Raw genomic sequence first — 23259 nt, 5'->3', positions numbered from 1 at the left:
ATCAGGGCAGTCTAGGGAACCCAGCAGGTGTGGATCAAGCCGGTCACGCCGCGTGTCGTGGTGTTGACCGTGGTGGTGATCGAGCGGGTGCGTTCCGTGGCCGGAGGCAGCGTGACGACCTTCCACCCGACGATCGTGTACGACTTGTCGAGCACCTGGACGGCACACTCTGCGGCGGTGCCCGGGTCGACCGACACCTGCGAGTCGACGGTCGCGCGGTGCTCGGAGACGATCTTGTAGCCGACGTCGTCGGAGTCGAGTCCGTGCGAGGTCTGGCCCGGGCCCGCCCAGATCACCCAGGCGCCGAAGACCACGACGATCGCCGCCGCGACGAGGATCGCGATCAGCCGCGTTCGACGCGAGCGACCGGGGGTCCGGCCGTAGCGGTCGTCGAGGGTGGCGGTGGCGCTCGGGGTGGGGTGTTCGGACAGTTGGGGGCTCCCGGGGTGGATATCCTGGTCCCAGGGTAGTTCACGTCGCCTCGTGTCCACCCGAGTCCCCGATCCCCAGCAGTGAGGAACCTCCGTGGCCTACCGCCTGATGGCCGTGCACGCCCACCCCGACGACGAGTCGAGCAAGGGAGCGGCCACCGCGGCGAAGTACGTGGCCGAGGGCAACGAGGTCCTGGTGGTCTCGTGCACGGGCGGCGAAGCCGGGGACATCCTCAACGAGCAGCTCGGCGAACCGGCCACCAGCCGCGCCCACCGCGACATGGCGGGGTTCCGTCGTGGCGAGATGGCGGCGGCGCAGGCAGCGATGGGGATCCAGCACGTCTGGCTCGGCTACCACGACTCCGGCCTGCCCGATGCCGACAAGGGCGAGACCGTCCGGCCGGGCACGTTCTCGACCGTGCCGCTGGAGTACTCGACCGAGGCACTCGTGCGGGTCGTGCGCCGGTTCCGCCCGCACGTGCTCGTCACCTACGACGAGAACGGCGGCTACCCGCACCCCGACCACATCCGCACACACGAGGTCTCGATGGCCGCCTGGCGCGATGCCGGCGACCCGACGAAGTACCCCGAGGCGGGCGAACCGTGGCAGATCGCGAAGCTGTACTACGAGCGCACGATGAACCCCGTCCGCTTCCGCACGATCTTCGAGGCGCTCAGGGAACGCGAGCCGGACAGCCCGGCGGTGCAGCAGTTGGGCGAGTGGGTCGAACGGTTCGCCGACCGACCCGACCTGTCCACGACCCACGTCGACGTGCACGAGTACTTCGACGCCCGTGACGCCGCACTGCGCGCCCACGCCAGCCAGGTGCCGCCGGACAGCGCGTTCTTCCACCTGCCGAACGACCTGGCTGCGACGCTGTGGCCGACGGAGGACTACCAGCTGATCGACGCCCGGGTGCCCACCGAGGTGCCCGAGACCGATCTCTTCACGGGCATCCCGCCGGAACAGGACGACAACGCGTGAGTGTCATCGCAGCGGTGCTCGCCGCCACCCCCAGCCCCAGCCCCACCTCGGCCGTGCCGGACGTCGACGTCACCCCGGGTGTGGTCGGCTTCATCGCGATCGCCCTGGTGGCGGTCGTGACGATCCTGCTCATCGTCGACATGACCCGGCGCATCCGACGCACCCGCTACCGCGCCGAGATCCGCGACCGCCTCGAGGCCGAGGCGCGTGGCGAGACCCCGGCCGACGGGCCGGCCGAGCCGGGCCGCACCGACGTCGGCGACGACACCGAGCGCGGCCAGCCGAGCACCTGACGGACCGCAGGCGTGTGGCGGCATCGCCACGAGCCTCCCGTCCGCCCGGAGGTGCGCCCGCGTGGTGGGTCGGATCGCGCGTGGTGGGTCGGATCGCGCGTGGTGGGTCGGATCTTCGGGGGGACCACGCGCGATCCGACTTCCCATCGCGCGTGCGAGGGGACAGAACGCGCGGGGTCAGCGGACGGGGTGCAGCGCCACGATCAGGATGCCCGCCCACTGCGCGGCGAACGCGGCGACCGTCAGGGCGTGGAAGACCTCGTGGAACCCGAAGACCGTCGCCGACGGGTTCGGCCACTTGAACCCGTACACGACCGCACCGATGACGTAGGCCAGACCGCCGGCCAGCACGAGCACAGTCATCGGCACGCTCGCTGCGAAGAGCTGGGGCAGGATGCCGAGTGCCGCGCAGCCGAGCGCCAGGTACAGCGGCACGTACAGCCACCGCGGGGCGTTGATCCAGAACACGCGGAAGGCGATGCCGAGCAGCGCGCCGCCCCACATCACCCAGAGCACCACGACCATGAGCGTGTGTGGCAGAGCACAGACCGCGACGGGCGTGTACGTCCCCGCGATGAGCAGGAAGATGTTCGTGTGGTCGATGCGCTTGAGCACCCGCTTGACCGTCGGCCCCCACGGGAAGCGGTGGTACGTCGCCGAGACGCCGAACATCACGAGTGACGTCGCCATGAAGACCGCCGAACCGGCCTTCGCAGCGGGGGTGGCGGCGAGCGTGACGAGCACGATGCCCATCGCCAGCGCGAACGGGAACGTGCCGAGGTGGATCCAGCCGCGCCAGGCCGGGCGCTCGTCAACGGAGGTCGCGGCTTCTTCCGAGAACGGGACGTGGGACAGGGTCTGGGCGTCCCGGTCGTGCTGCATGCTCCGACGATATGGCCGCCGGGCGCGGCTCCGCTGGGAGTCCGCACCGAGGCTCGGTGCACTACGCTCGTCGCGTGACGGGCAGGCTGGGATGGGCGGGACGCGGGATCCTCTACCGCGCGTACCAGCAGCGCATCCGCAAGGAGATCGAGAACGCCCCGAAGCCCAAGCACGTCGCGATGATCGTGGACGGCAACCGGCGGTGGGCCAAGCAGCTCGGGCTCGAGACCGCCGCCCACGGACACCGTGCCGGCGCGGCGAAGATCCCCGAGTTCCTGGGCTGGTGCGACGACCTCGGCGTGCAGGTGGTCACGCTCTACCTGCTGTCCGCCGACAACCTCAAGGGGCGTGGCGGCGACGAGCTCGAACAGCTCCTCGACATCATCGCCACCCTGGCCGACCGGCTCTCGCACCACCGCTCGTGGCGGGTGCAGCACGTCGGGTCGAACGACGGGCTGCCACCTGCGCTGGTGACCGCGCTCGCCGATGCCGAGTCCCGCAGCGCCGACCACGCCGGGCTGCACATCAACCTGGCGGTCGGGTACGGCGGGCGGCGCGAGATCGCCGACGCCATGCGCAGCATCGTCCGTGCCCACGGCGAGGGCGGCGGCACGCTCGACACCCTGGCCGAGGTGCTGACCCCCGAGCTCATCGGCGACCACCTGTACACGCAGGGGCAGCCCGACCCGGACCTGATGATCCGGACCTCGGGCGAGCAGCGCCTGTCGGACTTCATGCTGTGGCAGAGCGCGCACAGCGAGTTCTACTTCGTCGAGGCGTTCTACCCGGACCTGCGCGAGGTCGACTTCCTGCGCGCGGTCCGCGACTTCGGGCTGCGGTCACGCCGGTTCGGCGGCTGAGTGCGTGCATCGGCCCACTGGTCGATGCGTCCGATCCGTCCCAGTAGACTCTCAGGGTTCTGTTCCGCTGAAAGGTGCACCCTGTGACCACGATCGACGAGTACGCCGCGGGCTTCTCCGAAGACCCCGGCTACCTCGACCACGCGGCGTTCGGACCGGTCCAGACCGCCGTGCTCGAGGAACAGCGCGTGCTCGGCACCATCCAGGCGCACATGCGCTTCGGCGCGATGGACACCCTCGACGAGCAGGACGCCCGCGTCCGCGCCGTCGCCGCACGGCTGGTCGGGCGACGCGAGGACCAGGTCGTCTCGCAGACCGCCACCACGCCGGGACTGCTGCACACCGCCTTCGGACTCACGGGCGGGGTGCTCGTCGCCGCGGACGACTACCCCTCGATGCCGCTCGCGCTCGCCAGCGCCGCGTCGGCCACCGGCGGCCGCGTCCGCCCCGTCGTCATCGAGTCCGGTGCCGGCTGGGTCACCCCGTCGCTCGTCCGGTCGCGCCTGCAGGACGGCGATGACGTCGCCGCTGTCGCCGTGTCGCTGGTCGACTGGCGCACCGGCTACCTGACGGACCTGGCCGCGATGCGCGATGTCATCGGCGACCGCCTGCTCATCGTCGACGCCATCCAGGGGTTCGGGGTCACCGACGCCGCGTACGAGGCCGCGGACGTCGTCGCCACCGGCGGACAGAAGTGGCTGCACGCCGGCTGGGGCACGGGCTTCGTCGCGTTCAGCGACCGCGCGCTGGACCGGCTGCGCCCCGCACTGTCCGGGCCGCACGGCACGAGCGGGTGGCCCGCCGAGGTGCCGTCGGTCAAACCGGGTGCCGCCGGGTTCACGATGACGCGGATCGACCCCGTCGCCCAGGCGCGCATGGCGGTCGCCCTCGAACGCCTGACCGCCGTCGGGGTCGCCGCCGTGCAGGAGCGGGTGTCCGACCGTGTCGAGCGGGTGTTCGCGATCGCGGACGAGTTCGGGCTCGAGGTCGAGTCCAGCCGCGACCCGGCCGAGCGCGCGGGCATCGTGGTGCTCCGACCGGCCGCGGGCAAGCTCACGGCGCTGTCGGCCGCGCTGCACAACCACGGGGTCACGACGAGCACCCGGTCGGGCAACGTCCGCGTGTCGGTGTTCGCGTCGACCACCGACGAGACGCTCGACATGTTCCGCGACGCCTGCATCTCGTACGCCACGTCCGCCTGACGCCGCGCCGCGCCGGCGCGCCGGCGCGTCCGGCGCGGCACCGAGTCTCGGCCAGGCGGACAGTTTCGCGCCGCCGGATGCCGCATTGTGTCCGCCGGGCCGAGACTCGGCGAGGCGGGTTGGTGCGGGTTGGTGCGGGGCGGACGGGAGGCGCGTGGCGGGCCCGCCACGAGCCTCCAGGCCGACAGACGCTCAGGTCCCGTTCACGCGACCGTAACCGAGGGAACCGCGTGTCGCTTCCCGCCGGTCGGTGGGTCGACGTAGCTTGACCACATCGGGCACCGCGCCCGATCGAAGCGGCCACAGTCGGTGCTTCGGGACCCGCTCCGTGGCCGTGTCGAGGACAAGGACCGGGCCCGTCGCGGCCCGGGGATGGAGTGGTCGTGACCTCTCAGAACGTCTCCCACGGAACCTCGTCAGCAGCGTCGACCTCGGCTTCGGCCGCGCGGTCGACGGACACCGCCCAGCGCACGTACGTGCTGGACACCTCGGTGCTGCTGAGCGATCCGCGGGCCCTGTTCCGCTTCGACGAACACGCGGTCGTGCTGCCCGTCGTGGTCGTCAGTGAACTCGAGTCCAAGCGCAACGACCCCGAGATCGGGTACTTCGCCCGGCAGGCCCTCCGCATCCTCGACGAGCTCCGGATCGAGCACGAACGGCTCGACTTCCCGGTCGCGGTCGGCGACGGCGGGTCGCTGCGCGTCGAGCTCAACCACTCCAACCAGTCCGTCCTGCCGTCCGGGCTGCAGCTCGGCGACAACGACTCCCGCATCCTGGCCGTCGCGATGAACCTGGCGAACGACGGGCTCGACGTGGTCGTCGTGTCGAAGGACCTCCCGCTGCGCGTCAAGGCCGCCTCGGTCGGGCTGGCCGCCGAGGAGTACCGCGCCGAACTCGCCGTCGACTCCGGGTACACGGGCATCACCGACCTGCAGGTGTCGGGCGAGCAGATGTCCGACCTGTACGAGCGCGAGGAGATCGCGTCCTCGCAGCTGGCCGGTGTCCCCGTCAACACCGGGGTCGTCATCCACTCCGAACGCGGGTCGGCGCTCGGCCGCGTGCACACCGCCGGCTCGGTGTCCCTGGTGCGCGGCGACCGCGAGGTCTTCGGCCTGCGCGGCCGGTCCGCCGAGCAGCGCCTGGCGATCGACGCGCTGCTCGACCCGGAGATCGGCATCGTGTCCCTGGGCGGCAGCGCCGGCACGGGCAAGTCGGCGCTCGCCCTGTGCGCGGGGCTCGAAGCGGTCCTGGAACGTCAGCAGCACAAGAAGATCATGGTGTTCCGCCCGCTGTACGCGGTCGGGGGCCAGGAGCTCGGCTTCCTGCCGGGTGATGCCAGCGAGAAGATGAACCCGTGGGCGCAGGCCGTCTACGACACCCTCGGCGCGCTGGTGTCGGACAACGTGCTGGACGAGGTCGTCGAGCGCGGCATGCTCGAGGTCCTGCCGCTCACCCACATCCGCGGTCGTTCGCTGCACGACGCGTTCGTGATCGTCGACGAGGCGCAGTCGCTCGAGCGCAACGTCCTGCTGACCATGCTGTCCCGCATCGGGCAGAACTCGCGCGTGGTGCTCACCCACGACGTCGCACAGCGCGACAACCTGCGGGTCGGCCGGCACGACGGGGTCGCCTCGGTGATCGAGCGGCTGAAGGGCCACCCGCTGTTCGCGCACGTCACGCTGACGCGGTCGGAGCGCTCGGCGATCGCTGCGCTGGTGACCGAGATGCTGGACTCGCCCGACCTGGTGTAGTCAGCGGGGGCCCATCGCTCGGCCGTCCTCCTTGCGAAAGCGACAGATCTCCGCGGACAGTCCGCGGAGATCTGTCGCTTTCGTGTGTGGGTCGGAGGTGGGCGTCAGTTCGGGTGCGTCATGCTCAGGACGTCGAGGGCCTGGTCGAGCTGCTGCTCGGTGACCTCGCCACGCTCGACGTGCCCGAGCGCCACGACAGCCTCGCGCACGGTGATGCCCTGGGCGACGGCGTACTTGGCGACCTTGGCGGCGGCCTCGTACCCGATCACACGGTTGAGCGGCGTCACGATCGACGGCGACGACTCCGCGAAGCCGCGCGCCCGCTCGAGGTTCGCCTGCAACCCGTCGATCGTCTTGTCGGCGAGCACCCGCGAGCTGTTCGCCAGCAGACGGATGGACTCGAGCAGGGCGGTGCCCATGACCGGGATCGCGACGTTGAGCTCGAAGGCGCCGGACGCACCGGCCCACGACACGGTGGCGTCGTTGCCGATGACCCGCGCAGCGACCATCAGGGTGGCCTCGGGGATCACCGGGTTGACCTTGCCGGGCATGATCGACGAGCCGGGCTGCAGGTCCGGGATGTGCAGTTCGCCCAGGCCGGTGTTCGGGCCGGAGCCCATCCAGCGCAGGTCGTTGTTGATCTTGGTCAGACTGACGGCGAGCACCTTGAGCGCCCCGGAGACCTCGACCAGGGCGTCGCGTGCGCCCTGGGCCTCGAAGTGGTCGAGCGCTTCGGTGATCGGCAGGTCGGTGTCGCTGGCGAGCTGGGCGATGACCTGCTGCGGGAAGCCCTTGGGTGTGTTGATCCCGGTGCCGACGGCGGTGCCGCCCAGCGGGACCTCGGCGACGCGGGGGAGTGTCGCCTCGACCCGCTCGATGCCCAGGCGGATCTGGCGCGCGTAGCCGCCGAACTCCTGCCCGAGGGTGACCGGGGTGGCGTCCATCAGGTGGGTGCGACCGGACTTGACGGCGTCGGCCCACAGTGTCGCCTTGGCCTCGAGCGACTCGGCCAGGTGCGCGAGCGAGGGCACCAGGGAGCGGATCAGGGCTTCGGTGACGGCGACGTGCACCGAGGTCGGGAAGACGTCGTTCGAGGACTGCGACGCGTTCACGTGGTCGTTCGGGTGCACCGGGCTGCCCGCGACCTCGGACGCCAGGGTCGCCAGGACCTCGTTCATGTTCATGTTCGACGAGGTGCCGCTGCCGGTCTGGTACACGTCGACGGGGAACTGGTCGTGGTGCTGACCGGCGATGATCGTGTCGGCTGCCTGCTGGATCGCGTCGGCCACGCTGTCGTCGATGATCCCGAGCTGGCCGTTGACGATGGCCGCCGCGCGCTTGATCCGCGCGAGGGCGACGATCTGCGCCGACTCGAGTCCGGTGCCGGAGATCGGGAAGTTCTCGACGGCGCGCTGGGTCTGCGCGCGGTACAACGCCGAGGCCGGCACGCGGACCTCGCCCATCGTGTCGTGTTCGATCCGGTACTCGGTCGTCGCGGGGTGCGCGGTGGTGTCGGTCACGTCGTCGTGGTCCTTCCTGGTGGTGCGCCGGTCGCGGTCGCGGCCGGGTGGTCGTCGTGGCGTGGTGGTGTGCCGTCTGCCCTCGGGCGTCCGGCGCCGGTGGTCGGCGCCGGCCGTCGGTCCCTGGGCTCAGGCGTCGCCGACGACGGTGTCGATCGAGACCTGGCCCGTGGTCAGGTCGTAGGTCGCGCCGACGACGGCCAATCTACCCTCGGCGATGGCGTCGGACACGGCGCCGGAGCGCTCGAGCACGGCACGCAGGGTCGCTTCGAGGTGGGCAGCGCCGATCGCCTCTTGCGGGATGTCGGGGTCCGTCGCGCGGACGCGTTCGACGCTCGGGGCGATGGCGTCGACCAGGGCCTGCAGGTGGGGTGCCGGCACCGGCTCGCCGGAGCGGGCGGCGGCGACGGCACCGCACTTGGTGTGCCGCAGCACCACGACGAGCGGGGTGCCGAGCGCGACGACCGCGAACTCGATGGAGCCGAGCACGACGTCGTCGACGATCTGGCCGGCGTTCCGGATGGCGAACACGTCGCCGATGCCGGCGTCGAACACGTGCTCGAACGGCACGCGGGAGTCGGAGCACCCGAGCACGGTGGCGAACGGTGCCTGCGAACCGGCGAGCTCGCTGCGGCGCTCGGGGTCGATGCGGCCGGTCCGGCGCTTGTCGGCGGCGAAGCGGGCGTTGCCGTCGACGAGCAGGCGGAGGGCGTCGGCGGGGGTGGACGCGGCGCGGTCGGTCATGGGATCGGCTCCTCGGGTGCTGCTTCGGGTGTCAGGGCGTTCGGGTGGTGCTGCGTTCCTGTCGTGCAGGAGGCTCGGGGTCGGTCAGCCGAGTTGTCGCGTCAGGGCGGTGGCGACGGTCCGGAACGACCGGTCGTCGGCGGTGCCCGCGAGCACGATCGTGTTGCGTCCGAACGTCGTCACGAGCGAGTACGCCTGGTTGCCGGCGTCCTTGCCCTGGTCGCGACGGTCGTACACGGTCCACTTCGTGCCGGCGATGGTGCGGCTGCCGGTGGCGGCGTGCTGGTCGAGCTGGTTCGCGACCCAGGTCGGGTTGGCGTCGATGCCCTGCTGCAGCCCGATGAACTGCTTGTCGGGGGTCAGCAGCCCGACGGTCCAGACGTCGACTCCGTCGGCCGCTCGGTCCTTGAAGTCGGCGCGGTTCGACGAGTACGTGTCGGGCAGGTCGGGGACGGCGAGCGTGACCCCCGGCACGGCTGCCTGGGCGGCGACCTGGCGGTAGTCGACGTCCTGGTCCACAGTGCCGTTGGGTCGGGCCACGACGGCGACCAGGAACACGACGATGCCGAGCGACGCGATGAGTGCCAGGACCAGGTTGAACGCCGTCTGGTGCTGACGACGGGCCCGTCGCGCGGTGTCCTTGCGCGCCCAGGTCTCTTCGGCCGTCTCGGGGCGACCGAGCTCGGCGACGACCGGGCGGCCGGTCTCGGGGTCGGTCATGCGCGTGCGCTCCCGCGGTCGGACGCATCGGCGGCTTCAGATCCGGCGCGGGCGGCGTCGAGCCGGGCACGGGCGCCGACCAGCCACTCTTCGCAGCGGGCCGCCAGGGCTTCGCCGCGTTCCCACAGGGTCAGCGACCGCTCGAGCGTGGCGGAGCCCTGCTCGAGCTCGGCGACGACGCGGACGAGTTCGTCGCGAGCCGCTTCGTAGCTCAGGGCGCTGACGTCGGCGGGCTCGGACGGTGCGGGCTCGGACGGCGCGGGCTGCTGCTGGGATGACACGCTCCGATCCTACCGAGCACCCACCGACCCGCTGCCGTGCGCCGTGCGCCTGTGGAGAACGCGGTTCAGCCTTCGCCGTCGGGCCCCGGGCCCTCGGGCGCGAGCGTGCCGGTCGCGGTGCCCGCACCGAGCGTGACGCGGACGTCCGCGGCAGCGCCCAGGTCCGACGCCGCCCGCACGACCGATCCGTCGGCGGTCTGCACGATCGCGTACCCACGGCGCAGGGTGTCCCGCGGTGAGAGCGCGCGGAGCCGTCCGGTCAGGTGTCCGACCTCGGCGTGTGACCGTTCGAGCCGGCGGTCCAGCAGTTCCCGGGCGCGGGAGAGGTCGCGGGCCACTTCTTCGGCGCGGGTGTCGACGAGCCAGGCGGTGGACGCCAGCGCCGGACGTGACCGCAGTGCGGCGATCCGGTCGGCCTCGACCGACAGCGTGTGCGAGAGCCGGAGTCCCAGTCGAGCCCGGGCCTGACGGACGTTGGCGAGTTCCTCGGCCACGTCGGGCACCACGCGTTTGGCGGCGTCGGTCGGGGTCGACGCACGCAGGTCGGCGACCTCGTCGAGGATCGGGCGGTCGGCCTCGTGCCCGATGGCGGACACGATCGGCGTGCTCGCCGCGGCGGCAGCCCGGACGAGTCCTTCGTCGCTGAACCCGAGCAGGTTCTGGAAGTCGCCACCGCCACGGGCGATGATGATGACGTCGACGGTCGGGTCGGCGTCGAGTTCGAGGATCGCCGCCGTGACCTCGGCCACGGCGCGCTCACCCTGCACTGCGGCGTGCACGGTGCGGAACTCGACCTGCGGCCAGCGCAGCTGTGCGTTCCGCGTGACGTCCTTCTCGGCGTCGGAGTCCTTGCCCGTGATCAGGCCGATGCGGTGCGGCAGGAACGGCAGACGCTGCTTGCGCGCCGGGTCGAACAGGCCTTCTGCTGCCAGGGTGCGACGCAGCCGTTCGAGTCGTTCGAGCAGGTCGCCCAGTCCGACGTGCTTCATCTCGACGACCTGCATCGTCAGCGAGCCGCCCTTGACCCAGTAGTTCGGCTTGACGGCCGCGACGACGCGCGCGCCCTGCTTCAGGTCGGCGGGCACCCGGGAACGCACGCTCGACCAGATCGAGAAGGACACCGTGGCGTCGACCTCGAGGTCCTTGAGCTTGCCGTAGACGTTGCCGCCGGCGACGTTCCACTGCGTGATCTCGCCTTCGATCCACGCGGTGCCGAGTCGGTCGATCCAGTCCCGCATCTTGGCGCCGAGCAGCGCGACGGGCCACGGGTCGTCTGCCGTCGGGGGTCCCTGTTCGATCGCCATGTGCTCCTCCTGGTGGTGCGGTCCCATGCTGCCGGACACCGCTGACGTCCACCGGCCGTCAGCGCCCAGGCCGTGTCGGTGCCGCTCACCTATCATCGGGGACGTGACGATCACGAACGGCCACACGGTCCCTCTCGCACCGCCGCGCAGCCCTGCGCCGCGTGGGCGGCTGCGGAACGAGCCGGTCGCGGGGCCGAAGAAGGTCCTGCTCGCCGCTCCCCGTGGCTACTGCGCCGGTGTCGACCGCGCCGTCATCGCCGTCGAGAAGGCGCTCGAGCAGTACGGCGAGCCCGTCTACGTCCGCAAGCAGATCGTCCACAACGTGCACGTCGTCTCGACACTCGAGCAGCGCGGTGCCGTCTTCGTCGACGACGTCGCCGAGGTCCCGCGCGGCTCGCACGTCGTCTTCAGCGCGCACGGCGTCTCACCCGCGGTCGTCGCCGGCGCGGCCGAACGCGAGCTGCAGGCGATCGACGCCACCTGCCCGCTGGTCACGAAGGTGCACCGCGAGGCCACCCGGTTCGCCAAGGCCGACCGCACCATCATCCTGATCGGGCACACCGGCCACGAAGAGGTCGAGGGCACGATGGGCCACGCGCCCGACCAGACGATCCTGGTCAACGGTCCGGCCGACGTCGCCGCGCTGCAGGTCGCCGACCCGGACAACCTGGTCTGGTTGTCGCAGACCACGCTGAGCGTCGACGAGACCATGGAGACCGTCCGGCTGCTGCGCGAGAAGTTCCCGACGATCCAGGACCCGCCCTCTGACGACATCTGCTACGCCACGCAGAACCGCCAGGTCGCGATCAAGAAGGTCGCTCCGCAGGCGGACCTGGTGATCGTGGTCGGCTCGGCCAACTCGTCGAACAGCGTCCGCCTGGTCGAGGTCGCGCTCGAGCACGGTGCCCGTGCGGCGCACCGCGTCGACTACGCCGAAGAGATCCAGCAGGGCTGGCTCGACGGGGTCGGCACGGTCGGGGTCACCAGTGGCGCCTCCGTGCCCGAGGAACTCGTCCACGAGGTGCTCGAGCAGCTCGCCGACGCCGGCTACGGCAGCGTCGAGGAAGTGGTGACGGCGCACGAGGACCTGATGTTCTCACTGCCCAAGGAACTCCGGACCGACGCTGACGGCAACCCGACGCGGGCGCTCGGCGGGCGTCGGGCATGAGCGACGACGACTGGTCGGCCGTCCCGTTGCGTGACGCGGGCGTGGTTCCGCACGACGCCACCGCCCAGGAGGCCCGGCACAGCTCCGTCCCGTCGGCATCGGCTCCGGCAGCGGGTCCGGTCCAGGGCCGTCCCGCACCGCAGTACGGCGAGTACGCCCCGGCGGGCTGGGTGAACCCCGTGCTCGCCGAGCAGGAGCGCTCGGATCGCGCCGCAGCGACCGCAGGCCAGGGTCGCTCCGCCGCGTCGACCACGCGCTCCGCGTCGGGCCCCCGCCCCGCTCCGGCCGCCGCCAAGCGCCTGGGTGCATCGCCCGGCGACCTGTTCCTGACGCTGATGCTGCTGGGCCTCGGGCTGTGGACGGTCGTCCGGTACTTCCGCACCGGCCTCGTGGCCACCGACGTCCGACGTGCGATCGAGCAGCAGTCCACGACGCTGTCCGACCCCTCGGCGCTGACGACCGCGGCGAACGTCAACCTGGTCGGTGCGATCGCGATCCTGGTGCTGACCCTGGTGTGGAGCGTCGCACGACTCCGAGCCGGCAAGCGGTCGGCCTGGGTCCCGGTGCTCGGCGGTGTCCTGGCCACGGTCTTCAGCACGGTCGTGTTCATGATCGTCCTGTTGCACGACCCGGCCTTCGCGGCCTGGTGGGCGCAGCGCACCGGCTGACGGTCTCCGGCGCCGTCGACCGACCGTTCGCGGTCAGCTGCCGAGCACGGCCCGCATCCGTTCGGCCGAGCGATCCAGGTGGACGCCGAAGGGCGCGTCCGTCTCGTCGGCCGACCAGGCCGTCAGTGCGGTCTGGAAGAGCTCGACGGTCATGCCGGCCAGTACCTCGGCGGTGAGCGGTTCCTCGCCCCGCCCGAGGAACCCGTCGCGGACGGCCACGCGCAGGTCGGCCTGTTTCCGCAGGTCGCGCTCGAGCAGCGCCGGTTCGCCGTCGATGATGCGCCGTGCCGCCCGGATCTCGGTGCGTCGCGGCTCGAAGCGGTGCTCGGCCAGGTCGTGCAGTCCGCGCAGCACGACCGTGAACGGCTCGAGGTCCCGCGGCGCCGCCTCCAGCATCCGGGTCGCGATCGCCGGGATCTCGTCGTCACCGAAGAAGACCTCGCGCTTGTCGCTGAAGTGCCGGAAGAACGTGCGGCGGGTCAACCCGGCGCGGTCGACGATGTCCGGCACGGTGGTCGCGGCGAAGCCCCGTTCGGCGAAGAGCTCCATCGCCGCCGCTCGCAGTCGTTCACGGGAGTCCGGTGCCCATCGCGCCATGGCTCCAGCATAGGGGTGATGGCACTCCGTGTCATCAGGGGCTACAGTGACGACACCACGTGTCATCACCCGGAGAGGTCCACCATGCCCGAGAACACCGCCGCCGTGCTCGGTGCACCGCGGACCCCGCTCGTCGTCGCGTCCGCACCGATGCCCGAGCCCCGCGCCGACGAGGTCGTCGTGCGCGTCCGAGCGGTCGCGATCAACCCGGTCGACTGGATCATCCAGGGGACCGGATCCGTCACCTACCGGTGGTTGCCGACCCCGGCGGTCCTCGGCTCGGACGTCGCGGGCGAGGTCGTCGCGGTCGGCTCCGGCGTCACGCGGTTCGCCGTCGGTGACCGGGTGTTCGGGCTGGCGACGGGCACGGACCGGGGACGGGACCCGCGACACGAGGGGGCCTTCCAGCAGTACACCGCGCTCCTCGAACGGCTGACGGCGCCGACTCCCGAGGGGATGTCCCACGAACAGGCGGCCGTCGTGCCGCTCGCCGCCTCGACCGCGGCGTGCGCGCTCTTCCAGCCGGGGCACCTCGGCCTGCCGATGCCGGGCCGGACATCGCAGGTGGACGGAGCGGATGACCGGGGCGTGGTGGTCGTGTGGGGCGGCTCGACGAGTGTCGGGATGAACGCGGTCCAGCTGGCGCGCGCTGCCGGGTACGACGTCGTCAGCACCGCGTCACCGCGGAACGCCGCCACGGTCCGCGCACTCGGCGCCGACGTGGTCGTCGACCACCACGATCCGGACGCCGTCGCGCAGCTCGTCCAGGGCATCGCCGGACGCCGTGTCCTGGGAGCAGTGGCGATCGGCACCGGGTCCGCCGATGCCTGCCTGCGGGTGCTCCGTCGGACCGGCGGCGACGTGCTGGCGATGGCGAGCACGCCGGTGTCGCTCGACGGGCTCGCCGGACGTCGTCGGCTGTTCCCGGCGATGGTCCCCGTGTTCACCCGCATCGGTCTCACCATGGCGGGCTTCACGGTCCGCGCCCGTCGAGCCGGCGTGCGCACCGGGTTCATCTGGGGGAGCAGCCTGCGCGACGACGAGGTCGGACACCGGCTGTGGGCCGAGACGCTTCCGCAGGGCCTGGCCGACGGCACCCTGCTGCCGGTCCCCGCGCCCGTCGTCGCCGGCACCGGGCTCGACGCCGTGCAGGGCGCGCTCGACCGCCAGCGCGCGGGGGTGTCGGCGCAGAAGGTCGTCGTGACGCTCTGACGGGCAGCCCGCTCAGCCCGCTCGGCCCGCTCAGTCCGCCAGGAAGGCCGCGACTGCGCCGTGCAGCGCGGCCAGGTCCTCGACGTGCACGAGTTCGCGGACCGAGTGCATCGACAGCAGCCCCACGCCGATGTCGAGGGTCGGGATGCCGAGTCGGGTCGCCGCGATCGGGCCGATGGTCGAGCCGCCCGCGATCGTGTTCACGTTGACGAACGGCTGGTACGACACGCCGGCCGCGGCGCAGGCGGCAGCGAATACCGCCTCGCCCTTGGCCTCGGTCATGTAGCGCTGGTTCGCGCTGATCTTCAGCAGCGGACCGCCGCCCGGGCGGGGCCGGTTGGTCGGGTCGTGCTTGTCCGAGTAGTTCGGGTGCACCAGGTGACCGGCGTCGCTCGACAGCAGCCACGACGCACGGAACGCCCGCGCGGCTTCGGAGCGGGTGGCGGCGAGGCCCTCCTGCACGCGGCCGAGGACGTCCGGCAGGAACGGGCCACCCGCGCCCGACGGCGTCGCGGAGCCCACCTCTTCGTGGTCGAACGCCGCGAACACCGGGATGTGGTCGCCGTCGGCGGGTGCCTCGACGATGCCGCGGAGCCCCGCGTGCACGCTCGTCAGGTTGTCCATCCGGCCGGACGCCAGGAACGAGCCGTCGATGCCGACCCGCGCGGGTGCCTGGGTGTCGGCGAGGAACAGGTCCCACGACACCGCCGTCTCCCCGACCCGGGCGCGCAGCCAGGCCAGCGCGTCGACGCCGCTGGCCTCGGAGCCGTCCGTGCCGACCACGGGGAGCGTGTGGCGCTGACGGTCGATCTCGTTGCCGGTGTTGACGCCGCGGTCCAGGTGGATCGCCAGGTTGGGGATGCGCGCCACGGCATCGGTGTCGAGCAGGGTGACCGTGCCGTCGGCGTGCACGACCCGTCCGGCGATGCGCAGGTCGCGGTCGAACCACGTCGACAGGATCGGTCCGCCGTAGACCTCGACGTTGAGCTGCTCCCATCCGCCGACCCGGACGACCGGGTTCGGCTTCAGGCGGAACCCGGGGGAGTCGGTGTGCGCGCCGAGGATCCGGAACGGCGTGGTCGCGGTCGCTCCGGCGGGCAGCCGCCACGCGATGACCGCACCGTCGCGGACCACCACGTAGGCGCCGGGCTCGGTCGGCCAGGCGTCCTGTTCGTCGAGCTCGGCGAAGCCGGCCGCGACGAGTCGGTCGCGGGCTACGGCCGCGGCGTGGAACGCCGTCGGCGACTCGGTGACGAAGTGGGCGAACTCGGAGGCGATAGCGTCGGCGGTCACCCGACCATCGTGGCACGGGCCCGGGGTGACCAGACGCAGAACGGGGCGCGTCCGTCGGACGCGCCCCGTTCCTCCTGTCCGATCTGGACGTGCCTGGGCTAGCTCTTGCTGTTGCCGGCCGAGCCGAGGACCGTCGCGGCCTGTCCCACGCGGGCGGCCATCGCCGTCTCGGCGACCTTGCCCCAGGCGCGCGGGTCGTACTGCTTCTTGTTGCCGACCTCGCCGTCGAGCTTCAGGACGCCCTCGTAGTTGCTGAACATCGACCCGGCGATCGAGCGCGTGAACGCGTACTGCGTGTCCGTGTCGATGTTCATCTTGATGACGCCGTTGCGGACCGCCTCGTGGATCTCGTCGTCGGTCGAGCCGGAGCCGCCGTGGAAGACCAGGTCGAGCGGGTTCTCGCCGGTGCCGTGCTTGGCGGCGACCGCTGCCTGGATCTCACCGAGCAGTTCCGGTCGCAGCTTGACGTTGCCGGGCTTGTAGACGCCGTGCACGTTGCCGAAGGTCAGCGCGGCGATCCAGCGGCCCTTGTCACCCAGACCGAGTGCGTCGACGACCCGCTCGACGTCGTTCGGGGTCGTGTACAGGGCGTCGTTCGTGCCCTCGTGCTCGACACCGTCCTCTTCGCCGCCGACGACGCCGATCTCGACCTCGAGGATGGCGTTGATGTTGCGGGTCTTCTCGATCATGGTGCGGGCGATCTCGATGTTCTCGTCGAGTGGCACGGCCGAGCCGTCCCACATGTGCGACTGGAAGATCGGGTTGCGGCCGTGGCGGACCTCTTCTTCGCTGGCCGCGATGAGCGGGAGCACGAAGCCGTCCAGGGCGTCCTTGGGGCAGTGGTCGGTGTGCAGGGCCACCGTGATCGGGTAGTTCTTCGCGACCTCGTGGGCGAAGGCCGCCATCGCGAGCGCACCGGCAGCGCGGTTCTTCACGGTCTGGCCGGCGAAGTAGTCGGCGCCACCCGTGGTGACCTGGATGATGCCGTCCGAGCCGGCTTCGGTCAGGCCCTGCAGGACGGCGTTGATGGTCTGTGACGAGGACACGTTGACCGCGGGGTAGGCGAACTTGCCGGCCTTCGCGCGGTCGATCATCTCGGCGTACTGTTCCGGCGTTGCGATGGGCACGTGGATCTCCTTCGACTCGGTGGCGTCCGCTCCGATCGTAGTCAGACCCACTGGAGGAGCGGTGCGGGTGCTGCGCCTGCATCGCGTCCGGCGCGTGGTCGCGCCGAGCGCCCGTGCACATCCGTGCGCGGAGGCCGGCCGGCAGGCCGTGGCTGAGTAGGCTGGCAGGCGTGACTCCCACGACTGAAACCGGCTCCTTGTTCCTCCAGCCCGACCGCAACCTGGCACTCGAACTCGTGCGTGCGACCGAGGCGGCGGCGATCCGGGCGCAGCCGTGGGTGGGTCGTGGTGAGAAGAACCTGGCCGACGGTGCCGCGGTCGACGCGATGCGCAAGTTCCTCGGCACGGTGAACTTCGACGGCGTCGTCGTGATCGGTGAGGGCGAGAAGGACAACGCCCCGATGCTGTACAACGGCGAGCACGTCGGCAACGGTCACGGCCCCGCGTGCGACATCGCGGTCGACCCGATCGACGGCACCTCGCTCACCGCCGCCGGCCGCCAGAACGCCATCTCCGTGATGGCCGTGTCGGACCGCGGCTCGATGTACGACCCGAGCGCCGTGTTCTACATGGACAAGATCGCCGCCGGACCCGAGGGGCGCGGGGTCCTCGACCTCGAGAAGCCCATCGGCGAGAACATCCGCGCACTCGCTGCGGCGAAGGGCAAGGACCTCGAGGACATGGTCGTCGCCGTGCTCGACCGCCCCCGTCACGACGAACTCATCCGCGCCATCCGCGCCACGGGTGCCGGCACGCGGCTGCTGCTCGACGGCGACGTCGCCGGTGGCATCGCCGCCGCGTTGCCCGGGTCGAACATCGACATGTGCGTCGGTGTCGGTGGCACCCCCGAGGGCATCATCACCGCGTGCGCGATCAAGGCGCTCGGTGGCGTGCTGCTCGGCAAGCTCCAGCCGAAGGACGACGAGGAGCGCGAGAAGGCCGTCGCCGCGGGACACGACCTGGACAAGGTCCTCGACCAGGACGACCTGGTGACGGGCGACAACACGTTCTTCGTCGCGACCGGTGTCACCGACGGCGTGCTCGTCGACGGCGTCCGTCGCTCGCGCGGCGTGATCCACACCGACTCGCTGGTGCTGCGGTCGCGCTCGAACACCATCCGCCGCATCCAGGCGGACCACCGCGCCGAGAAGTGGTTCTGATCCACCGCGTGTGATCCGAGTCGCACCCCCGCACGACCATCGCGCCCCGTTCCCACGGGGCGCGATGTCCGTCCGGGGGCGCGATGCGCTGATGACGGTCACCGGGGCCGCGGGGGCCATCGCTCAGTCGTCGTCGAGCGCCCCGACGAGCTCGGGCGACGTCAGCAGCCGTGGCTCGTCCTCGATCGAGGTCGGCTCGGCGATGACCTTGGACTCGTCGAGCAGCGAGAGACGCCGGGCACTCGGCAGCACCTGCCGCTCGAGCGACCCCACGAACCGGTTGTAGTCGACGACACTGCCCCGGATCGAGCGTCCGAGCTTGTCGACGTGCCCGGCCATCGTCGACAGTCGCCCGTACAGCTCGCGCGACACCCGGAAGAGCTCACGCGCCTCGGCGGTGACGACGTCCTGCTGCCACGAGAACGCCACCGTCTTCAGCACCGACCACAGCGTGACCGGCGACGCGAGTGCGACCCGCTTGCGGAACGCGTGGTCGAGCAGCCCGGGGTCGGCGGCCAGGGCGCTGGCGATCAGGGACTCGGACGGGATGAACGCGATCGTCAGCTCGGGGGAGGCGTCGTACCCGGACCAGTACTCGCGCGCTGCCAGGGCATCGACGTGCGCCCGGAGCGCCTTGACGTGCTGTGCGATCAGGGCGTCACGACGTGCTCCCTCGGCGCCGGTGGCCGTCGCGGGGATCTCTGCCGCCTGCAGGTAGGCACTGAAGGGCACCTTGGCGTCGACCGCGATGCTCTTGCCGCCGGGCAGGTGCACGATCATGTCCGGTCGCGCGGCACCCGCCGAGGTGGTGGTGGAGGACTGCACGTCGAAGTCGACCCGTTCCAGCAGGCCGGCGGCTTCCACCACGTTGCGCAGCTGGGTCTCGCCCCACACCCCGCGGGTGTTGTTCGACGACAGGGCACTCGCCAGGGTCTCCGCGGTGGCACGCAGGCGTTCCTCGGACTCGGCGGCCGAGCGCAGCTGGGTGGAGATCGCCCCGTACTGCTCGCTGCGGGCGCGTTCGAGCTCGGCGATCTTCGCGCGCATGACGTCGAGCGTGTCGGCGACCGGGCTGAGCGCGGTGAGCACCTTCGACTCGTCCTGGGCCCGGGCGGACTCGGCACCGTGCATGCGCTGCACCAGGTGCTCGAGCTCGGCGGCCCGGCGTTCGAGTGAGTCCACCTGACGCCGGTACTGGGTGTCCTGCGCGTCGAGGCGGTCCTCGGCGTCGTGGCGGACCTCGTCCAGGCGCACCCGCAGGGCATCGGCGGTCGCGGTGGCCGAGGCAGCACCGGCACCGGCGCGGGCGCGTGCGACCGCGGCGCCCGCCAGGGCGCCCACGAGCAGACCGAGCAGCAGGCCGATGAGCAGGGCGGTGAAGTCCATGCCCAGACCTTCCCAGGTCCCACCGACAGCGGCGTGGCGGAGCCGGGCGAGCCTCCAGACCGGCCCGTGCCAGCCATGTAATGACATTAGGCCAAGTGCGGTGTACAGTCGTGACCGTCCGCCGATGAAGCCGCACGGAAGGTCCCCTCGCGTCGCATGACGAACGACACCCCCCACGCCTACGACGTGATCACCATGGGACGCGTGAGCGTCGATGTCTACCCGCAACAGACGGGCCCGCTCGAGGACGTCGAGACGTTCTCGAAGTCCGTGGGCGGCAGCGCCACCAACGTCGCCATCGCCGCCGCGCGGCACGGAGCCGACGCCGCGGTCATCACCCGCACGGGCAACGACCCGTTCGGCCGGTACATCGCCCGCACCCTGCCGGAGTTCGGCGTCGCCAACACGTTCATCGAGACCGTCGACGGACTGAACACGCCCGTGGCGTTCTGTGAGATCTTCCCGCCGGACGACTTCCCGCTGTACTTCTACCGGGCGCCCAAGGCCCCGGACCTGATGATCACGACGAAGTCCCTGCCGCTGCACGAGATCGAGCGCGCGCGGGTGTTCTGGATCACGGTGACCGGGCTGAGCGAGGAGCCGAGCCGCAGCGCGCACCACGCCGCATTGCGGGCGCGGAGCGAAGCGACGCTTGCCCGAGGGATGTACACGGTGCTCGACCTGGACTACCGACCGATGTTCTGGTCGACGCCCGAGGCCGCGACGCGCGAGGTCGCCGTCGCCCTCGAGCACGCCACCGTCGCCGTCGGCAACCGCGAGGAGTGCGAGGTCGCGGTGGGCGAGACCGACCCCGTCCGCGCGGCCGACGCACTGCTCGAGCGTGGCGTCGAGATCGCGATCGTGAAGCAGGGCCCCAAGGGCGTGCTCGCGAAGACCCGCGACGAGTTCGTCGAGCTCCGCCCCCACCACATCGACGTCGTCAACGGGCTGGGGTCCGGTGACGGCTTCGGCGGTGCGCTGGTGCACGGGCTGCTGCAGGGCTGGCGCCTCGAGCGCACCCTGGCCTTCGCGAACGCCGCCGGCGCCATCGTGGCGACGCGCTTCGAGTGCTCCACGGCCATGCCGACGAGCGACGAGATCGAGCGGTTCCTGCAGGAGAACCCGACGGAGGAGGCCATCCGTGCCTGAGATCAGCCCTGCCGACTTCGCCCGGCTGCGCGACGTCCGCGCCGGTTCGCCGGAACGCGTCGCCCAGACCCTCGCCGCCCGCACCCGGCGGCCGCTGCTCGGCGACGACGGCAAGCTCTTCATCGTCGCCGCCGACCACCCTGCACGTGGTGCGCTCGCCGTCCGCGACGACGCCTCGGCGATGGCGGACCGCTACGACCTGCTCGAACGGCTCGTCGTCGCCGTCAGCCGCCCCGGGGTCGACGGGGTGCTCGGCACGCCCGACGTCCTGGAGGACCTGGCGTTGCTCGGCGCGCTCGACGGCAAGGTCGTCGTCGGCTCGATGAACCGCGGCGGGCTGCGGGGCGCGACGTTCGAGATGGACGACCGCTACACCGCCTACTCCGCCGCCGCGATCAAGCAGGCGGGGCTCGACTTCGCCAAGCTGCTGGTGCGCGTGAACCTGTCGGACGCGGGCACGGCACCGACGCTCGAGGCCACGGCCCGTGCGGTCTCCGAGGCCGCGGCCCACCAGCTGCCGATCATGCTCGAGCCGTTCATGTCGGACTGGCGTGACGGCAAGGTGGTCAACGACCTGACCGCGGACGCCGTGATCACCTCGATGGCGATCGCCGCGGGCCTCGGCGAGACCAGTGCCTACAGCTGGCTCAAGATCCCCGTGGTCGACGACATGGAGCGGGTGATGGCGGCGACGACCCTGCCGACGCTGCTGCTCGGTGGCGACCCGTCGTCCCGCCCGCTCGAGACGTACGCCCGGTGGGCGGACGCACTCGCCCTGCCGGGCGTGCGCGGTCTCGTCGTCGGACGGACCCTGCTCTACCCGCCGGACGGCGACGTGGCTGCTGCCGTCGACGTGGCCGCCGGGCTCGTCCACAGCGGTTCTGCCGACAGCGGTTCCGCCCACAGCCTGGAGGCCCGGGTCGGGTCGTCCACAGGAGCGCACGACCCAGCCGCGCGGCTCGCCGGCATCAGCACCATGGACTCGTCCATCCCGGAAGGAACCACCGCATGACGATCACCGACCAGGCCACCACCACCATCGGGCACTGGATCGACGGCGCGAACGTCGCGTCGACCTCCGGCTCGACCGCCCCCGTCTACGACCCGGCGCTCGGCGTTGCGACCAAGCAGGTCGCCCTGGCGAACCAGGACGAGATCCAGGCGGCGATCGCCAGCGCCAAGGCCGCGTTCCCGGCGTGGAGCGAACGCTCGCTCGCCAAGCGTCAGCAGATCCTCTTCGCCTTCCGCGAGATCCTGAACCGCGACAAGGCCGAGCTCGCCGAGATCATCACGAGCGAGCACGGCAAGGTGATCGACGACGCACTGGGTGAGATCGCCCGCGGGCAAGAGGTCGTCGAGCTCGCGACGAGCATCCCGCAGCTGCTCAAGGGCGAGTTCAGCGACCAGGTGTCCACCGGCATCGACGTCTACTCGATCCGCCAGCCGCTCGGTGTCGTGGGCATCATCAGCCCGTTCAACTTCCCGGCCATGGTGCCGCTGTGGTTCCTGCCGATCGCCATCGCCGCGGGCAACACCGTCGTGCTGAAGCCGAGCGAGAAGGATCCGAGCGCCGCGCTCTGGCTGGCGGCCAAGTTCAGCGAGGCCGGGCTGCCCGACGGGGTCTTCAACGTCCTGAACGGCGACAAGGCCGCGGTCGACGGGCTGCTGACCAGCCCGGACGTCGAGTCCATCTCGTTCGTCGGCTCGACCCCGATCGCGCAGTACGTCTACGAGACCGGCACCAAGCACGGCAAGCGCGTGCAGGCCCTGGGCGGGGCGAAGAACCACATGCTGGTGCTGCCCGACGCCGACCTGGACCTGGTGGCGGACAACGCCGTCAACGCGGGCTTCGGCTCAGCGGGCGAGCGCTGCATGGCGATCTCGGTCGTCGTCGCGGTCGAACCCGTCGCCGACGAGCTCATCCAGAAGATCGCCGAGCGTGCGGCCACGCTGCGCATCGGTGACGGACGCCGCGGCTGCGACATGGGCCCGCTCGTCACGAAGCAGCACCGCGACAAGGTCGCCTCGTACATCGAGGTCGCCGAGCAGGACGGTGCGGTCGTCGTCGTCGACGGTCGGACCGTGCAGCCCGACGGCGACGCGAACGGCTTCTGGCTCGGCCCGACGCTGATCGACCGGGTCCCGACGACCAGCCGCGTCTACACCGAGGAGATCTTCGGGCCGGTGCTGTCCGTCGTCCGCGTCGCCACCTACGAAGAAGGCCTCGAGCTCATCAACTCGGGCGCGTTCGGCAACGGCACCGCCATCTTCACCAACGACGGTGGCGCTGCCCGCCGGTTCCAGCGCGACGTGCAGGTCGGCATGATCGGCATCAACGTCCCGATCCCGGTGCCGGTGGCGTACTACTCGTTCGGCGGCTGGAAGAACTCGCTGTTCGGCGACCACAAGGCGTACGGCGCCGACGGCGTGAGCTTCTTCACGCGGCAGAAGGCGATCACCTCGCGGTGGCTCGACCCGTCGCACGGTGGCATCAACCTCGGCTTCCCGTCGAACGGCTGATCGCGG

General features: G+C 71.4%; 23 protein-coding genes. 12 read left to right on the top strand and 11 right to left on the bottom strand.

Translation table 11 applies throughout. The features are described from left to right. Positions 1-11: 11 nt before the first annotated feature. Complete coding sequence (locus ACLBWP_RS13195; protein ID WP_243561406.1) at positions 12-491, bottom strand: DUF4307 domain-containing protein; 480 nt, start codon at positions 489-491, stop codon at positions 12-14. 34 nt (positions 492-525) lie between these two features. On the opposite strand from ACLBWP_RS13195, the gene mca reads away from it, so the two are divergent. Beyond that, positions 526-1416, top strand: coding sequence for a mycothiol conjugate amidase Mca (gene mca, locus ACLBWP_RS13190; RefSeq protein WP_447655506.1), 891 nt, complete (start codon positions 526-528; stop codon positions 1414-1416). After that, on the top strand, positions 1413-1709 hold the full coding sequence (locus ACLBWP_RS13185; RefSeq protein WP_447655505.1) for a hypothetical protein: 297 nt from the start codon (positions 1413-1415) through the stop codon (positions 1707-1709). Before mca ends, ACLBWP_RS13185 begins: the two co-directional genes overlap by 4 nt. Before the next feature lie 177 nt (positions 1710-1886). On the opposite strand, the gene trhA is transcribed toward ACLBWP_RS13185, so the two are convergent. After that, the gene (trhA, locus tag ACLBWP_RS13180) at positions 1887-2591 is read right to left on the bottom strand and encodes a PAQR family membrane homeostasis protein TrhA (RefSeq protein ID WP_447655504.1); all 705 of its coding nucleotides are present in this window, start codon (positions 2589-2591) and stop codon (positions 1887-1889) included. Positions 2592-2665: 74 nt separating this feature from the next. Here trhA and ACLBWP_RS13175 point away from each other — a divergent pair, with 74 nt between their 5' ends. From ACLBWP_RS13175 to ACLBWP_RS13165, 3 genes are all read left to right on the top strand, one after another. Continuing rightward, a complete protein-coding gene (locus tag ACLBWP_RS13175; protein ID WP_447655503.1) occupies positions 2666-3451 on the top strand; it encodes an isoprenyl transferase in 786 nt (261 codons plus the stop codon). An 83-nt stretch (positions 3452-3534) separates the two neighbouring features. Further along, on the top strand, positions 3535-4653 hold the full coding sequence (locus tag ACLBWP_RS13170; protein ID WP_447655502.1) for an aminotransferase class V-fold PLP-dependent enzyme: 1119 nt from the start codon (positions 3535-3537) through the stop codon (positions 4651-4653). Positions 4654-5030: 377 nt separating this feature from the next. Beyond that, positions 5031-6404: a PhoH family protein gene (locus ACLBWP_RS13165; RefSeq protein ID WP_243561394.1), complete on the top strand. Its 1374-nt coding sequence runs from the start codon at positions 5031-5033 to the stop codon at positions 6402-6404. 104 nt (positions 6405-6508) lie between these two features. On the opposite strand, the gene ACLBWP_RS13160 is transcribed toward ACLBWP_RS13165, so the two are convergent. The 5 genes from ACLBWP_RS13160 to xseA form a co-directional block, all read right to left on the bottom strand. Next, entirely contained in the window at positions 6509-7924 is a 1416-nt protein-coding gene (locus tag ACLBWP_RS13160) for a class II fumarate hydratase (RefSeq protein ID WP_447655501.1), read from the bottom strand. Between the two features lie 129 nt (positions 7925-8053). Beyond that, positions 8054-8668 (bottom strand): carbonic anhydrase, encoded by a 615-nt coding sequence (locus ACLBWP_RS13155; RefSeq protein WP_243561393.1) that lies wholly within the window; start codon positions 8666-8668, stop codon positions 8054-8056. Positions 8669-8752: 84 nt separating this feature from the next. Then, the gene (locus tag ACLBWP_RS13150; protein ID WP_243561392.1) at positions 8753-9388 is read right to left on the bottom strand and encodes a DUF4245 domain-containing protein; all 636 of its coding nucleotides are present in this window, start codon (positions 9386-9388) and stop codon (positions 8753-8755) included. Next, positions 9385-9669, bottom strand: a complete 285-nt coding sequence (locus ACLBWP_RS13145) for an exodeoxyribonuclease VII small subunit (protein ID WP_243561391.1) — start codon at positions 9667-9669, stop codon at positions 9385-9387. The genes ACLBWP_RS13150 and ACLBWP_RS13145 overlap by 4 nt, the downstream gene beginning before the upstream one ends. A gap of 65 nt (positions 9670-9734) precedes the next feature. Continuing rightward, complete coding sequence (gene xseA, locus ACLBWP_RS13140) at positions 9735-10973, bottom strand: exodeoxyribonuclease VII large subunit (RefSeq protein ID WP_243561390.1); 1239 nt, start codon at positions 10971-10973, stop codon at positions 9735-9737. A 103-nt stretch (positions 10974-11076) separates the two neighbouring features. Between xseA and ACLBWP_RS13135 the strand changes: the two genes are divergently transcribed. Both ACLBWP_RS13135 and ACLBWP_RS13130 read left to right on the top strand, forming a co-directional pair. Next, the gene (locus tag ACLBWP_RS13135) at positions 11077-12141 is read left to right on the top strand and encodes a 4-hydroxy-3-methylbut-2-enyl diphosphate reductase (protein ID WP_447655500.1); all 1065 of its coding nucleotides are present in this window, start codon (positions 11077-11079) and stop codon (positions 12139-12141) included. Next, positions 12138-12809: a DUF6264 family protein gene (locus tag ACLBWP_RS13130; protein WP_447655499.1), complete on the top strand. Its 672-nt coding sequence runs from the start codon at positions 12138-12140 to the stop codon at positions 12807-12809. Before ACLBWP_RS13135 ends, ACLBWP_RS13130 begins: the two co-directional genes overlap by 4 nt. 33 nt (positions 12810-12842) lie before the next feature. Here ACLBWP_RS13130 and ACLBWP_RS13125 read toward each other — a convergent pair whose 3' ends face one another. Further along, a complete protein-coding gene (locus tag ACLBWP_RS13125) occupies positions 12843-13406 on the bottom strand; it encodes a TetR family transcriptional regulator (protein ID WP_447655498.1) in 564 nt (187 codons plus the stop codon). Positions 13407-13490: 84 nt separating this feature from the next. Here ACLBWP_RS13125 and ACLBWP_RS13120 point away from each other — a divergent pair, with 84 nt between their 5' ends. After that, positions 13491-14618 (top strand): zinc-binding alcohol dehydrogenase family protein, encoded by a 1128-nt coding sequence (locus tag ACLBWP_RS13120; protein ID WP_447655497.1) that lies wholly within the window; start codon positions 13491-13493, stop codon positions 14616-14618. Between the two features lie 30 nt (positions 14619-14648). Here the strand turns inward: ACLBWP_RS13120 and ACLBWP_RS13115 are convergent, their stop codons facing one another. Both ACLBWP_RS13115 and fbaA read right to left on the bottom strand, forming a co-directional pair. Continuing rightward, positions 14649-15911 (bottom strand): M18 family aminopeptidase, encoded by a 1263-nt coding sequence (locus ACLBWP_RS13115; RefSeq protein WP_447655496.1) that lies wholly within the window; start codon positions 15909-15911, stop codon positions 14649-14651. 98 nt (positions 15912-16009) lie between these two features. Then, entirely contained in the window at positions 16010-17038 is a 1029-nt protein-coding gene (gene fbaA, locus ACLBWP_RS13110) for a class II fructose-bisphosphate aldolase (protein WP_447655495.1), read from the bottom strand. Positions 17039-17208: 170 nt separating this feature from the next. Between fbaA and glpX the strand changes: the two genes are divergently transcribed. Further along, positions 17209-18198, top strand: a complete 990-nt coding sequence (glpX, locus tag ACLBWP_RS13105) for a class II fructose-bisphosphatase (protein WP_447655494.1) — start codon at positions 17209-17211, stop codon at positions 18196-18198. A 123-nt stretch (positions 18199-18321) separates the two neighbouring features. Here glpX and ACLBWP_RS13100 read toward each other — a convergent pair whose 3' ends face one another. Beyond that, positions 18322-19584 (bottom strand): DNA recombination protein RmuC, encoded by a 1263-nt coding sequence (locus ACLBWP_RS13100; protein WP_447655493.1) that lies wholly within the window; start codon positions 19582-19584, stop codon positions 18322-18324. Between the two features lie 156 nt (positions 19585-19740). On the opposite strand from ACLBWP_RS13100, the gene iolC reads away from it, so the two are divergent. The 3 genes from iolC to ACLBWP_RS13085 are packed head-to-tail and all read left to right on the top strand — an operon-like array spanning position 19741 to position 23253. Then, positions 19741-20733 carry a 5-dehydro-2-deoxygluconokinase gene (iolC, locus tag ACLBWP_RS13095; RefSeq protein ID WP_447655492.1) on the top strand — a complete coding sequence of 331 codons (993 nt, stop codon included), beginning with the start codon at positions 19741-19743 and terminating at the stop codon, positions 20731-20733. Next, positions 20726-21745, top strand: coding sequence for a class I fructose-bisphosphate aldolase (locus ACLBWP_RS13090; protein ID WP_447655491.1), 1020 nt, complete (start codon positions 20726-20728; stop codon positions 21743-21745). The genes iolC and ACLBWP_RS13090 overlap by 8 nt, the downstream gene beginning before the upstream one ends. Further along, positions 21742-23253, top strand: a complete 1512-nt coding sequence (locus tag ACLBWP_RS13085; RefSeq protein ID WP_447655490.1) for a CoA-acylating methylmalonate-semialdehyde dehydrogenase — start codon at positions 21742-21744, stop codon at positions 23251-23253. The genes ACLBWP_RS13090 and ACLBWP_RS13085 overlap by 4 nt, the downstream gene beginning before the upstream one ends. Positions 23254-23259 lie beyond the last annotated feature (6 nt).

The sequence above is a fragment of the Microbacterium sp. M1A1_1b genome (assembly GCF_053345565.1).
Note: the sequence above shows the minus strand (reverse complement) of the source record. Positions and strands in the feature narration are given on the sequence as shown.

Coding starts and splice junctions, on each gene's coding strand:
- trhA (WP_447655504.1), bottom strand. CDS start 2,591: ATGCAGCACGACCGGGACGCCCAGACCCTGTCCCACGTCCCGTTCTCG.
- ACLBWP_RS13155 (WP_243561393.1), bottom strand. CDS start 8,668: ATGACCGACCGCGCCGCGTCCACCCCCGCCGACGCCCTCCGCCTGCTC.
- ACLBWP_RS13150 (WP_243561392.1), bottom strand. CDS start 9,388: ATGACCGACCCCGAGACCGGCCGCCCGGTCGTCGCCGAGCTCGGTCGC.
- xseA (WP_243561390.1), bottom strand. CDS start 10,973: ATGGCGATCGAACAGGGACCCCCGACGGCAGACGACCCGTGGCCCGTC.
- ACLBWP_RS13130 (WP_447655499.1), top strand. CDS start 12,138: ATGAGCGACGACGACTGGTCGGCCGTCCCGTTGCGTGACGCGGGCGTG.
- ACLBWP_RS13125 (WP_447655498.1), bottom strand. CDS start 13,406: ATGGCGCGATGGGCACCGGACTCCCGTGAACGACTGCGAGCGGCGGCG.
- ACLBWP_RS13120 (WP_447655497.1), top strand. CDS start 13,491: ATGCCCGAGAACACCGCCGCCGTGCTCGGTGCACCGCGGACCCCGCTC.
- ACLBWP_RS13100 (WP_447655493.1), bottom strand. CDS start 19,584: ATGGACTTCACCGCCCTGCTCATCGGCCTGCTGCTCGGTCTGCTCGTG.
- iolC (WP_447655492.1), top strand. CDS start 19,741: ATGACGAACGACACCCCCCACGCCTACGACGTGATCACCATGGGACGC.
- ACLBWP_RS13085 (WP_447655490.1), top strand. CDS start 21,742: ATGACGATCACCGACCAGGCCACCACCACCATCGGGCACTGGATCGAC.